Here is a 12009-nt window from a genome sequence, read left to right as displayed (position 1 = left end):
GGTGTCCGGGCTTTCGTGCGTTCGGGGTCAGACCATCAAGGTGTCGGTGTCGACCGGTGCCTTGGGTTTGGTGCGTGGCAGGAAGAACGCGGGTATCAGCGTCAGCGCGGCCAGGATCACCGTGACCCAGTAGGTGTTGCTGAACGCGGTCGCGGCCAGTTCCAGCCCGTCGGCGATCACCGATTCCGGAACCCCTTGTGCCAGTTCCGGTTTGGCCTTCGATGCCATTCCCAGCATGGCTTCGGGATGGTCGTTGATCTGCGCGGCCAGCACCACCGACATCGTCGCGGTGCCGATCGAGGCGGCGGTCTGGTTGATGATGTTCATCAGTGTCGAACCGCGCGCGACCTGACTGTGGGTCAGTGTCTGGATGGCGGCGGTCATCACCGGCATCATGGTGCAGCCCATGCCAAGACCCATCACGAACAGCGCGCCGCCGATCAGCAGGTACGAGGTGTCCGCGTGCAGCTGGGTGAAGCCGGCCAGTCCGATGGTGATGAACGTGACGCCGAACATCACGATCTTGCCCGGCCCGATCTTGTCGACGAGGAAGCCCGCGACCGGCATGGTCAACATGGCGCCGATGCCCTGTGGCGCCAGCAGCAATCCGGTGTCGAAGGCGGTCTCACCGCGCACCTGCTGCAGGTAGTTGGGCAGCAGGAACCCGGCGCCGAAGAACGCGATGGCGAACAGCGACATCGTCAGCACCGCGGAGCGCAGCGACGAGTTCGCGAACAGCCGGATGTCGATCAGCGGGTGCTCGGTGCGCAGTGCGTGGAACACGAACAGCACCAGCAGCACCGCGCCGATGATCGCGGGGATCAGCACGCGCGCGGCGAGCACGGTGCCCTTCTCCGGGATCGAGGACACACCGAACAGGAACAGCGCCAGGCCCGGCGAGGCCAGCAGCATGCCGACGAAGTCGAACGATTCCGACGGTTTGGGCTTGTCGGAGGGGAACACGATGAAGGCCAGCACCAGCGCGAGCAGTCCCAGTGGCAGGTTGATCAGGAAGATCCAGTGCCAGCTGAACGAGTCGATGAGCCAGCCACCCAGGATCGGGCCGCAGATGGGTCCGAGCAGCATCGGCACGCCCAGCACCGCCATCACCCGCCCGATCCGTTGCGGGCCCGCGGCGTGGGTCATGATCGTCATGCCAAGGGGCATCAGCATGCCGCCGCCGATGCCTTGCAGCACCCGGAACGCGATCAGCGATTCGATACTCCATGCCATCGAACACAGCACCGAGCCGAGGATGAAGAACGTCAGCGCGGCCATGTAGAGGCGTTTGGTGCCGAAGCGGTCGGCGGCCCAGCCCGTCATCGGGATCACCGAGGCCAGGGCCAGGGTGTAGCCGGTCATGGTCCAGGCCACGACCTCGACCGAGGCCTGGAATTCGTGCATGAAGGTCGGGATCGCCACGGTGACCACGGTGATGTCGAGGATCGACATCACGGCGCCGAGGACGACCACGCCGGCCACCTTGAGTACGGCGGAGTCCAGCTTGTCGGTTGTTGGATCGGGCCCGGTGGCGCCGATATCCGGAGGTTTCGTCACCGTTTAAGCCAAGCACTTTTCGGTCGCGAAGACCAGTGAAATGTACTGTTCGTGATTTCGGCGCGTCACACCCGGGTGATCGTCGCGGCCAGTGCGGCGCTGGTCGCGGCGGGTGAGGCGGGCAGCATCGGCAGTCGAACGGCCGGGCTCGAGATCTCGCCACGCTCGGCCAGGACCACCTTGATGACCGTGGGGTTGGGTTCGGCGAACAGGGCGGCGGCCAGTGCGTCGAGGCTGTTGCCGATGGTGCGGGCTCGGGTGATGTCGCCGGTTTCCCATGCCGCGACGAGGTCGGCGTATTCGCGGGGTGCGATGTTGGCGGCGGCGAGGATGGCGCCCTGTGCGCCCAGCGCGAGCAGGGGTGAGGCGAAGCGGTCGTCACCGCACAGCACTGTTGTGCCCGTTTCGGCGGCCATCAATTCGACTGTGGCCGTGTCGATTCCACCGACGGCGTGCTTGAAGCCAGCGATGTTGGGGGTGTTGGCGAGACGGATCAGGGTGGCTCCGCTGAGTGGGCGGCCGGTGCGGTACGGGACGTCGTAGACGATCAGCGGGGCCGGACTGACCGCTGCCAATTGCATGAAGTGTGCGATCACGCCTTCCTCGCTGGGGCGCACGTAATAGGGCACTACCGACAGAATCGCCGCGACGGGGTGTGGGAGCGTCGTGATCGCCTCGACCGATTCGGCGGTGGCGTTGCCGCCCGCGCAGGCGATCAGCGGAGTGTTGCGTTGCGCGCTCACGCCTGCACAGATATCCAGAACACGCGCCCGCTCGACCGGCGTGAGCGCGGCAGGCTCGGCGGTGGTACCGAGCGCGACCAACCCGCTCGCGCCCGCGTCCAGCACGGCGTTGGCGTGCCGCTCCAGCGCGGCGGGATCGAGTGCGCCGTCGGCGGTGAACGGGGTGATCAAAGGGACGAACAGTCCGTGTAGCGATGTCATAGCTCCATGGTCAGGCTTGACAACCATCAGGTCCAGTACACGTTCATGATGCCGACCGTAAGCTGAACTGATGCTCGATGTCCGCAAACTTCGCCTCCTGCGCGAACTCGCCCACCGCGGCACCATCGCGGCTGTCGCCGAAGCGCTCAGCTACACGCCGTCGGCGGTGTCCCAACAACTCACCGCCCTGGAACGCGAAGCGGGTGTCCCCCTGCTGGAACGCTCGGGCCGCCGCGTAACCCTGACCCCCGCCGCCGAACTCCTAGTCGGCCACACGGAAACGATCCTGGCCGCCCTCGAACACGCCGACGCCGAATTGGCCTGCACCCGTGACGAATTGGCGGGAACCCTGCGCATCGGATCCTTCCCCACCGCCGCCCGCACCCTCCTGTCCCCCGCCCTGGTCACCCTGAGCAACAACCACCCCCGCCTGGAACTCACCGTCACCGAGATCGACCCCGCCGACGTCCCCAACGCCCTGCGCGCAGGCACCCTCGACATCGCCCTCACCCACGACTACGACCTGGTCCCCGCCGACCCCGACCCCTCCCTACACACCGAGCCCCTGCACACCGAAACCGTCTACCTGGCCACCCGAAACCCCGTCCCCACCAAGAACTCCCTGCAAGCCCACCGCCAATCCCCCTGGATAGCAGGCACACCCGGCACCCTCTGCCACACGCTGACGCTACGAGCCTGCCAGGCAACAGGTTTCACCCCCCACATCCGCCACCACGCCGACGACTTCGACACCGTCCTCACCCTCGTAGCCGCAGGCGCAGGCACCGCCATAGTCCCCGCCCTAGCCCTCTACGCCCCACCCGACAACATCACCCTCACCCCCCTCCCCATCCACCGCCACACCCACCTCGCCTACCGAAACGGCACCGGCCTACACCCCACCATCCACGCCGCCCGCACAGCCCTCCACGCCGCGGCGTAGAACCCCTCGTCTCCGTACCGTTCCGCAAAATACCAACTGGGCCTTCGTTTCATCCAGCGACGGCTCGTAGCGGCATACGACATCTCTCAGCGCAAAGCCAGGGCGAGGAAGAAGTCGACGCGGTCTTCCAGGCGGGAGAGGTCTCGGCCGGTGAGTTCTTCGATGCGTTGGATGCGGTAGCGCAGGGTGTTGACGTGCACGTGGAGCAGGTCCGCGGACTTGGTCCAGGAGCCGGAGGCTTCGAGGAAGGTTTCCAGGGTGTGGACCAGGTCGGAGCGGTTGTCCTGGTCGTAGTTGGTGAGTGGGTCGAGCAGGCGCAGGCGGAACATGCGGCGGACCTCGTCGGGGACGCTGGCCAGTAGCAGCATGTGGGTGGCCAGTTCGTCGTGGCCGACGACGCTGGTGGGCTGGTGGCGGTCGGCGGCGAGTCTGCGGGCGTAGCGGGCTTCCTCGACGGCGCCGCGCAGACCTTCGCCGTCAACGACTCCGCTGACGCCCACCGATAGTCGGCTGCCGCGCAGGCCGGGCTCCAAAGCTGCTACGGCCCGGTGGATTTCATCGATCACTGATCCTTCGGCGCCTGCGGGGATCAGGGCGATCGCCTCGCCGTCGACGACACCGGCGGCAGGCCCTCTGCCGTACAGGATTTCACGCAGCAGCACTCGTAATTCGCCGGGGCGCAATGAATCTGCTTGTGCCGCAGCCACGACCGCGATGTAGGACTCGGCGGGACCCAGGCCGGTCAGTTCGAGGCGGGAGATGATCTCGGCGGGCTTGGCGTCGGACACGATCAGTTCGATGAGTTCCTGCGCGAGACGACCTTCCGCGCTCTGCCGGTCGTCCTGGCGGGCGCGTTCGAGGGACACGACCGCGGCCAGTTCGCCGGTGAGGGCTCGGCGCTCTTCGGGCCAGTCGCCGACATCGCCCTCGAAGACCAGAAACCAGTCCGCTGCCCGGGAGGTGCTGTGCTCGTCGACGGCGAACAGCGAGTAGCGGGTGCGGTCGACGGTCAGGACGTGCGGGAGTCGGCGGGCGTTGAGGAAGGCGGCGGTCACCTCGGTGGGGGGCGGGGGTGGTCCCGCGACTACCCGCCCGGTCGAGGCCATCACCCAGCAGCGCATCCCGAGGTCGCGTTCGATGAGCTCGAGCACCGAGCCCAGTCCGGTGCCCGCGACCAGTTGGCGGTGTCGGTCCAGGATCGCGGTCAGGTCCGCGGCACGCCCGGTCGACAGGTTGCGGGTGATCCGCTCGGTGACCGTGGCGAACGCGACGCTCTCCGGAACGCGGAACAGCGGGATGCCGTACTTGGTGCACGCGTCGACCACGTCCGGTGGTGCGCCGCCGTACCTGGCGTCACCGGCGGCCAGGCCTGCCACGCCTGCTCGAGCCAGTGCGCCGACGAACACGTCGCTGCCCGCGGGGTCGTCGCGCCACTGCAGCCCGGTCAGGACGAGTTCACCGCCGGACAGGTAGCGGCCGGGGTCGAGCATGTCCGTGGTTACCACCCAGCGCACGAATCGGTCGAGCTGATCCTCGCCGGTGACGAGCTCCAGCCCCAGGTCGGTCATGGTGAGCAGGGATCGCAGGCGCACGGTGTGGACGCTAACAGCCGAGCGGCTTGGACATACCTACAAAGTATTCACTGTGAACTGGCACACAGTTCAGATCAATCGTTTCTAGCTGCGCAGACCCCGGGCGGGTGTACTTACCTGACACGTTGAACCGCCGAGGGGAGAGCACATGTCAGGCAAGATCGACTGGCTCGACACACTGCCCCCCGACCGAGCGGAAGCCGAGCTGCTGCCGTGCTGCGCCTCCCCTACCTGGGCACGAAAAGTGGTGGCGCGCAGTCCCTATAGCAACACCGAGCACCTGATCGCGGCCGCGGTAGCCGGAGTACGCGAATTGAGTTGGCCGGAGGTAGAGCAGGCACTCTCCGCACACCCGCGCATCGGCGACAAAGCCGCAGTGGACATTTCGGCCCCCGACTCGAAACAGGCACAGCGCGAAGCGAATTGGTCGCGCACCGAGCAATCCGCCGCCGCGACCGCCGACCCCGCGGTACTGCGAGAGCTCGCCGAAGGAAACCTCGCCTACGAACAACGATTCGGGCATGTCTTCCTGATCCGCGCGACCGACCGAAGCGCCCAGGAAATGCTGTCTGAACTGCGCAAACGTCTGGACAACGATGTCGAAGACGAGCGCGCGGTCATCCAGTCCGAACTCGCCGAGATCACCGCACTGCGGGTGCGCAAGTTGCTGGAGGACCGGTGAGCCTGTCCACCCACGTGCTCAACGCGGCAACCGGCCGCCCCGCCGCCGGCCTGCTCGTCCGACTGACGGCGCGCGACATCACGCTCGCCGAGCATCGCACCGACCACGACGGCCGCATCACAGGCCTGCCGACCCCCGAAGCCGGCGTGCACCGCCTGATTTTCGAGACCGGCGACATCAGCCCGTTCTACCCGCGGGTCTGCATCGACTTCACCATCGCAGACCCGCAGCAGCACCATCACGTGCCGCTGCTGGTGAGCCCGTATTCCTACTCCACCTATCGAGGTAGCTGAACAATGTCGATCACGCTGGGCCCCAATAGATATGGCAAGTCGGAGAACCGCGTCGTGCGGGTGACGAGAACCGGTGGCGTGCACGAGATCCGGGATCTCAACGTCAGTGTCGCGTTGTCCGGCGACATGGACGACACCCATCTCACCGGCGGCAATGCCGCGGTGCTGCCGACCGACACCCAGAAGAACACCGTGTTCGCCTTCGCGAAGGAGCACGGCATCTCCTCGCCGGAGGCGTTCGGCCTGCTGCTGGCGCGGCATTTCGTCGACTCGCAGCCGACCATCGACCACGCCAGGGTCAGTCTCGAGGAATTCGCGTGGGAACGCATCCCGGTCGCGGGCAACCAGCAGCACTCGTTCGTGCGTTCCAACCAGGAGACCAGGACCGCCCGCGTCCACTACGACGGCGACAACGCCTGGGTCGTCACGGGATTGAAGGACCTGGTGGTCTTGAACTCCACCGGCTCGGAGTTCCACGGCTACATCAAGGACCAGTACACGACCTTGACCGAAGACTATGACCGGGTGCTGGCCACCGAGGTCAACGCGCAGTGGCGGCACAGCACCATCCCCGACGACTGGGACAAGTCCTACCTCGACGCCCGCCGGTGCCTGCTGGAGGCGTTCGCGCAGACCCACAGCCTGTCGTTGCAACAGACCCTCTACGCCATGGGCTCCCGGGTGCTGGATACCTGTCCGCAGATCTGTGAGGTCCGGCTGGCGTTGCCCAACAAGCACCATTTCGCGGTGGATCTCTCCCGGTTCGGCCTGGACAACGACAACGAGGTGTACTGGGCCGCCGACCGCCCCTACGGCCTCATCGAAGGCTCGGTCCTGTCCGAACACGCCCCCGACGCCGGACCGGCCTGGGACTGAAGCGGGAGTGACGATGGACTTTCTCCGACCGACCAGCTGGGCGCAAGCGCTGGAACTGAAGGCGCAGCGCCCCGACGCCACCCCGATCCAGGGCGGCACCGACATCATGGTCGAGCTCAACTTCGACCGGGGCCGCCCCGCCGCGTTGCTCGACCTCAACCAGTGCCGTGAGCTGTTCGACTACCAGGAGCTCGACGGCAAGCTCCGGATCGGCGCCGGCGTGCCCTACGTGCGGATCATCAACCGGCTCGGCGACCGCCTGCCCGGCCTCGCCCAGGCTTCCCGCACGGTCGGCTCGCCGCAGATCCGCAACCGGGGCACCGTCGGCGGCAACCTCGGCGGCGCGTCGCCTGCCGGTGACGCCCATCCGGCACTGCTGGCCGGTGACGCGGTGGTCGAAGTGGAATCCGCCGCGCGCGGCACCCGCATGATCGCGATCGACGACTTCTACGTCTGGGTGAAGAAGAACGCTCTCGAGCCCGACGAGCTGATCCGCGCCGTATGGCTGACACCCGCGCAGGGGCCGCAGTACTTCGCCAAGGTCGGCACCCGCAACGCCATGGTGATCGCGGTGTGCTCGTTCGCCGTCGCGCTGTACCCGCGGACCCGCTCGGCACGCACCGGCATCGGCTCGGCGGGCCCGACCCCGTTGCGCGCGACCTCGGCCGAGGAATTTCTTGCGGCCCAACTGAACTGGGACAACCCGGCCCCACTCACCGATCGGGTGTCGCGCGAATTCGGCGCCCTCGCCGCTGCCGCCGCGAAACCGATCGATGACGTGCGTGGCACCGCGGACTACCGCACACACGCACTGTCGGTGCTCGCGCGCCGCACCTTGACCTGGGCATGGAACGACCATCTAGCGGAGAGCAGGGCAGCCTGATGCGCGTGACCTTCGATGTGAACGGTTCGACGGAAACGGTCGACGACGTCTGGGAGGGCGAGAGCCTGCTCTACATGCTGCGCGAGCGAATGGGCCTTCCTGGCTCGAAGAACGCGTGCGAGCAGGGCGAATGCGGTTCCTGCACAGTCTATTTGAACGGCACCCCGGTCTGTTCCTGTCTCGTGGCCGCGGGGCAAGCCGAAGGCTGTTCGGTCCGGACCGTGGAGGGCTTGGCAAACGGCGACCAGCTCGACCCGATGCAGCAGGCGTTCGTCGAAGCCGGGGCGGTCCAATGTGGTTTCTGCACACCGGGTCTCATCGTGCAGGCCCACGACCTGATCGAGCACAACCCCGACCCGTCCGACGTGGAGATCCGCGAGGCGCTGGCCGGAAACCTGTGCCGCTGCACCGGTTACGAGAAGATCCTCGACGCGGTACGCCTGGCGGCCCAACGGAAGGCGGCGCGATGACCAGGGTCGTGATCGACAACGCCTACATCGCCCCGGTCGTCGGACCGGAGATCGCCTCGGGCCATCTCGTGGTCGACAACGGCCGGATCGCGTCGCTGGGCCCGGGACCCGCGCCCGTGACACCGGGTGCCCAGCGCATCGACGGCACCGGCTGCCTGGTCACCCCCGGCCTGGTCAACACCCATCACCACCTCTACCAGTGGGCTACCCAGGGCTTGTTCCAGGACTCGACGCTGTTCGAATGGCTGACGGGGCTGTACCGGACGTGGGCGCGGATGGACGCCGAGGTCGTCTACGGCGCCGCGTCGGCGGGTTTGGGTTGGCTGGCGCTGACCGGCTGCACGACCAGCAGCGACCACCACTACATCTTCCCCAAGGGCCGCGGCGACCTGTTCGAGGCGCAGGTGCGCGCCGCGCGGGAGATCGGTCTGCGCTTCCACCCGTGCCGCGGCTCGATGGACCGCGGGCAGGCCGACGGTGGCCTGCCACCGGACGAGGTGGTCGAGGACCGCGACGAAATCCTGGCCCACACCACCGAAGTCATCGACACCTATCACGATCCGTCCTTCGATTCGATGCTGCGGGTCGCCGTCGCGCCCTGCTCACCGTTCTCGGTCAGCGAGGGTCTGATGCTCGATGCCGCCACTTTGGCGCGAGCCAAAGGTGTTCGCCTACATACCCATCTCGCTGAAACCCTCGACGAACACCAGCACTGTGTCGAGCAGATGGGTTGCAGCCCTGTCGAATACATGGACAAGCTCGGCTGGCTCGGCGAGGACGTCTGGTTCGCGCACGCGGTGCACCTGCACGACGCCGACATTCGCCGGTTCGCCGAAACCGGCAGTGGCACAGCGCATTGCCCGAGTTCCAACGCCAGACTCGGTGCGGGTATCGCGCGGGTCACCGATCTGCTCGCCGCGGGGGCTCCCGTGGGTCTGGGTGTGGACGGTGCGGCGTCGAGTGAGCTGACGTCGCTGGCCGGCGAGATGCGCCAGGCCATGCTGTTCCAGCGTGCGGTGAAGGGTCCGACGGCGTTCACCGCCCGCCAAGCCCTCGAGGTCGGAACATTGGGCGGCGCACGCAATCTCGGCCGCCACCACGAGCTCGGCAGCCTCGAGCCCGGCAAGCTCGCCGACATCGCGATGTGGCGCGTCGACGGGTTCCGCGCCGCGGTCGAGGATCCCGTGTGCGCCCTGGTCTTCGGCCCGACGCCGCCACTGGCTCGGCTGCTCGTGGGTGGAAGGACCGTGGTGGAGAACGACGAACTGCGCACCGTCTCCCACGATGCGGTCGGCCGGGCGGGCGCGGCGGCGCGGAAACGTTTGATGCGAGAGGACTTTCGATGACTGCGGCACCCACCACCCGATTCCCCCGCGAGATCGCCGCGCCGGGCAAGGGCGGCATCGGCGAGAGCCCGTTGCGTCCCGACGGCACCCTCAAGGTGAAAGGCGAATTCGCCTACTCCTCCGACCTGTGGATGGACGGCATGCTGTGGGGCGCGACCCTGCGCAGCCCGCACCCGCGCGCCATCATCCGCAGCATCGATATCGCGCCCGCACTGGCGATCACCGGTGTGCACGCGGTGCTCACCGAGCAGGACGTGCCCGGTCGCAAGATGTACGGGCTCGACCACACCTGGGACCAGCCGGTCCTGGCCATCGGCGAGGTGCGCCACCAAGGCGAACCCATCGCCCTGGTCGCCGCCGACCATCCCGAGACCGCCCGCCGCGCCATCATGGCCATCGAGATCGATTGGGAGATACTGGAACCCATCACCGACCCGATGGCGGTGATCTCGGCGCCGAAACGTCTGGCGGTGCAGGAACGCGGCGGTATCGCCCGCCACCAGCCGGTGCGCGTCGGCGACATCACGCGGGGCCGCGCCATGGCCACGGTGGTGGTGACCGAGGAGTTCGAAGTCGGCATTCAGGACCAGGCCTTTCTCGGTCCCGAATCCGGCATGGTCGTTCCCGCCGAGGACGGCGGCCTCGAGTTCTACGTCGCCACCCAGTGGATGCACAACGACGCCTCCCAGATCGGCCCGTGCCTGGGGCTTGCCGACGACCAGATCCGCATGACCATGGCCGGTGTCGGTGGCGCCTTCGGCGGCCGCGAGGACCTGTCCATGCAGATCCACGCCGGCATGCTGGCCCTACGCACCGGCAAGCCGATCAAGATGGTGTACAACCGCGAGGAATCGTTCTTCGGGCACGTGCACCGTCACCCGGCGAAGATGCTCTATGAATACGGCGCCGACGCCGCCGGAAAGCTCACCTACGCAAAGGTTCTCATCGTTCTCGACGGTGGCGCCTACACCTCGGCGACACTGAACGTCACCGGCAACGCGGCATCGCTCGCGGTGGGACCGTACGAGATTCCGCATATCGAGATCGACGCCTACGGTGTCTACACCAACAACCCGCCGTGCGGGGCGATGCGTGGATTCGGCGCTGTCCAAGCGTGTTTCGCGCACGAATCCATGATGGACAAGGTCGCGCAGGCGCTGGGACTTGATCCGGTGCGGGTGCGTCAGATCAACGCCGTCTCGCAGGGTTCGACGCTGGCGACCGGACAGGTGGTGCACGCGCCCGCACCACTGGCGGAAATGCTCGATGCAGTGCGTGCGATCCCGCTGCCGCCGGCCTTGGACGCCTCCGACATCAGGAACCTGCCCGGTGGCGCTTCGCAGACCACCCACGGTGAGGGCGTGGTGCGCGGCATCGGCTACGGCGTCGGCATCAAGAACATCTGCTTCTCCGAGGGCTTCGACGACTTCTCCACCGCCCGTGTGCGTTTGGAGACCATCGGAGGCGAACCGGTCGCGCTCGTGCACACCGCCGCAGCGGAGGTCGGTCAAGGCCTGATCACGGTCGAGGCGCAGATCGCCCGCACCGAACTCGGCATCGACGCGGTGGTCATCCACCCCGCCGACCTCGGTGTCGGCGACGCGGGCTCCTCCTCGGCCTCCCGGCAGACCTACATGACCGGCGGTGCGGTGAAGACGGCCTGCGAGGCGGTGCGAACGCGCCTGCTCGAACTCGCCGTCGCGCAGGGTCACGCCCACGCCGCGCACCTGATCGGCGGCAAGGTCGTGTCGACGACGGGGGAAGTACTCGCGGCGATCGTCGACGTCCTCGATGAGGGGGTCATCGAAGAAACCCGCGAGTACCACCACCGCCCGACCACCGGGATGGACCCGGTGACCGGCCAGGGCACCAGCCACACCCAACTGGCGCTGTGTGTGCACCGCGCCGTGGTCGACGTCGATACCGAACTGGGCCTGGTCAAGGTCGTCGCCCTGGACGCGGTCCAGGACGTCGGCAAGATCATGAACCGCCTGTCGCTGGAGGGCCAGATCCACGGCGGCTCAGCGCAGGGCCTCGGCCTGGCAGTGATGGAGGAAATTCAGGTCAGGAACGGAAAAGTGCTCAACCCGTCCTTCACGGACTATCTGATCCCCACCATCCTCGATACGCCTCCACAGAAGCTCGAGATTCTCGAGAACGCCGATCCGCACGCCCCCTACGGGCTGCGCGGCGCGGGAGAGCCGCCCACCCTCTCTTCGACCCCGGCGATCGCAGCGGCCATTCGTGACGCGTGCCGATCGCAGGGCGGAAACGTGCACATCAACCGTGTGCCGGTGCGACCGGAAGACATCATCCGGAGCAGTTGATCAACAGGGGCAACCTGCCCGGCAGGACAGACCCCGCAACAGCAGTACCCGAACCGAGCGGTCCGACAGGACCGTTGGTCGGCTACGCCCCGAGGA

The 12009-nt window shown here is 67.2% G+C and carries 11 protein-coding genes; 8 read left to right on the top strand and 3 right to left on the bottom strand.

What is annotated here, in order from left to right; all coding sequences use genetic code 11:
* Positions 1 to 27: 27 nt before the first annotated feature.
* Together ACFWVD_RS10100 and dapA are read right to left on the bottom strand one after the other, a co-directional pair.
* A complete protein-coding gene (locus ACFWVD_RS10100) occupies positions 28 to 1557 on the bottom strand; it encodes a DHA2 family efflux MFS transporter permease subunit (RefSeq protein WP_379241687.1) in 1530 nt (509 codons plus the stop codon).
* 65 nt (positions 1558 to 1622) lie between these two features.
* The gene (gene dapA / locus ACFWVD_RS10095) at positions 1623 to 2501 is read right to left on the bottom strand and encodes a 4-hydroxy-tetrahydrodipicolinate synthase (RefSeq protein ID WP_379241686.1); all 879 of its coding nucleotides are present in this window, start codon (positions 2499 to 2501) and stop codon (positions 1623 to 1625) included.
* A 70-nt stretch (positions 2502 to 2571) separates the two neighbouring features.
* Between dapA and ACFWVD_RS10090 the strand changes: the two genes are divergently transcribed.
* Entirely contained in the window at positions 2572 to 3444 is an 873-nt protein-coding gene (locus tag ACFWVD_RS10090) for a LysR family transcriptional regulator (protein ID WP_379241685.1), read from the top strand.
* Positions 3445 to 3530: 86 nt separating this feature from the next.
* Here the strand turns inward: ACFWVD_RS10090 and ACFWVD_RS10085 are convergent, their stop codons facing one another.
* Positions 3531 to 5036, bottom strand: a complete 1506-nt coding sequence (locus tag ACFWVD_RS10085) for a PucR family transcriptional regulator (protein WP_379241684.1) — start codon at positions 5034 to 5036, stop codon at positions 3531 to 3533.
* A 148-nt stretch (positions 5037 to 5184) separates the two neighbouring features.
* Here ACFWVD_RS10085 and uraD point away from each other — a divergent pair, with 148 nt between their 5' ends.
* Genes uraD through ACFWVD_RS10050 form a run of 7 tightly spaced genes read left to right on the top strand, consistent with a single transcriptional unit; the run spans position 5185 to position 11913 of the window.
* The gene (gene uraD / locus ACFWVD_RS10080; RefSeq protein ID WP_379241683.1) at positions 5185 to 5718 is read left to right on the top strand and encodes a 2-oxo-4-hydroxy-4-carboxy-5-ureidoimidazoline decarboxylase; all 534 of its coding nucleotides are present in this window, start codon (positions 5185 to 5187) and stop codon (positions 5716 to 5718) included.
* Positions 5715 to 6011, top strand: a complete 297-nt coding sequence (uraH, locus tag ACFWVD_RS10075; RefSeq protein ID WP_379241682.1) for a hydroxyisourate hydrolase — start codon at positions 5715 to 5717, stop codon at positions 6009 to 6011. Before uraD ends, uraH begins: the two co-directional genes overlap by 4 nt.
* 3 nt (positions 6012 to 6014) lie before the next feature.
* Positions 6015 to 6887: a factor-independent urate hydroxylase gene (pucL, locus tag ACFWVD_RS10070; protein ID WP_379241681.1), complete on the top strand. Its 873-nt coding sequence runs from the start codon at positions 6015 to 6017 to the stop codon at positions 6885 to 6887.
* Positions 6888 to 6900: 13 nt separating this feature from the next.
* A complete protein-coding gene (locus tag ACFWVD_RS10065; RefSeq protein WP_379241680.1) occupies positions 6901 to 7770 on the top strand; it encodes an FAD binding domain-containing protein in 870 nt (289 codons plus the stop codon).
* Positions 7770 to 8240 carry a (2Fe-2S)-binding protein gene (locus ACFWVD_RS10060; RefSeq protein WP_379241981.1) on the top strand — a complete coding sequence of 157 codons (471 nt, stop codon included), beginning with the start codon at positions 7770 to 7772 and terminating at the stop codon, positions 8238 to 8240. Before ACFWVD_RS10065 ends, ACFWVD_RS10060 begins: the two co-directional genes overlap by 1 nt.
* The gene (locus ACFWVD_RS10055) at positions 8237 to 9586 is read left to right on the top strand and encodes an 8-oxoguanine deaminase (RefSeq protein WP_379241679.1); all 1350 of its coding nucleotides are present in this window, start codon (positions 8237 to 8239) and stop codon (positions 9584 to 9586) included. Before ACFWVD_RS10060 ends, ACFWVD_RS10055 begins: the two co-directional genes overlap by 4 nt.
* Positions 9583 to 11913 carry a xanthine dehydrogenase family protein molybdopterin-binding subunit gene (locus tag ACFWVD_RS10050; protein ID WP_379241678.1) on the top strand — a complete coding sequence of 777 codons (2331 nt, stop codon included), beginning with the start codon at positions 9583 to 9585 and terminating at the stop codon, positions 11911 to 11913. Before ACFWVD_RS10055 ends, ACFWVD_RS10050 begins: the two co-directional genes overlap by 4 nt.
* The last annotated feature ends 96 nt before the right edge of the window (positions 11914 to 12009 follow it).

It is taken from the genome of Nocardia sp. NPDC058666, from assembly GCF_042714895.1.
Classification (GTDB): domain Bacteria; phylum Actinomycetota; class Actinomycetes; order Mycobacteriales; family Mycobacteriaceae; genus Nocardia.
This window is presented reverse-complemented; position numbering and strand designations above follow the sequence as displayed.

What these genes read in the sequence shown, in the direction of transcription:
- ACFWVD_RS10060 (WP_379241981.1), top strand. Translation starts at nt 7,770, where the DNA reads ATGCGCGTGACCTTCGATGTGAACGGTTCGACGGAAACGGTCGACGAC.
- pucL (WP_379241681.1), top strand. Translation starts at nt 6,015, where the DNA reads ATGTCGATCACGCTGGGCCCCAATAGATATGGCAAGTCGGAGAACCGC.
- ACFWVD_RS10065 (WP_379241680.1), top strand. Translation starts at nt 6,901, where the DNA reads ATGGACTTTCTCCGACCGACCAGCTGGGCGCAAGCGCTGGAACTGAAG.
- dapA (WP_379241686.1), bottom strand. Translation starts at nt 2,501, where the DNA reads ATGACATCGCTACACGGACTGTTCGTCCCTTTGATCACCCCGTTCACC.
- ACFWVD_RS10050 (WP_379241678.1), top strand. Translation starts at nt 9,583, where the DNA reads ATGACTGCGGCACCCACCACCCGATTCCCCCGCGAGATCGCCGCGCCG.
- uraD (WP_379241683.1), top strand. Translation starts at nt 5,185, where the DNA reads ATGTCAGGCAAGATCGACTGGCTCGACACACTGCCCCCCGACCGAGCG.
- ACFWVD_RS10090 (WP_379241685.1), top strand. Translation starts at nt 2,572, where the DNA reads ATGCTCGATGTCCGCAAACTTCGCCTCCTGCGCGAACTCGCCCACCGC.
- ACFWVD_RS10055 (WP_379241679.1), top strand. Translation starts at nt 8,237, where the DNA reads ATGACCAGGGTCGTGATCGACAACGCCTACATCGCCCCGGTCGTCGGA.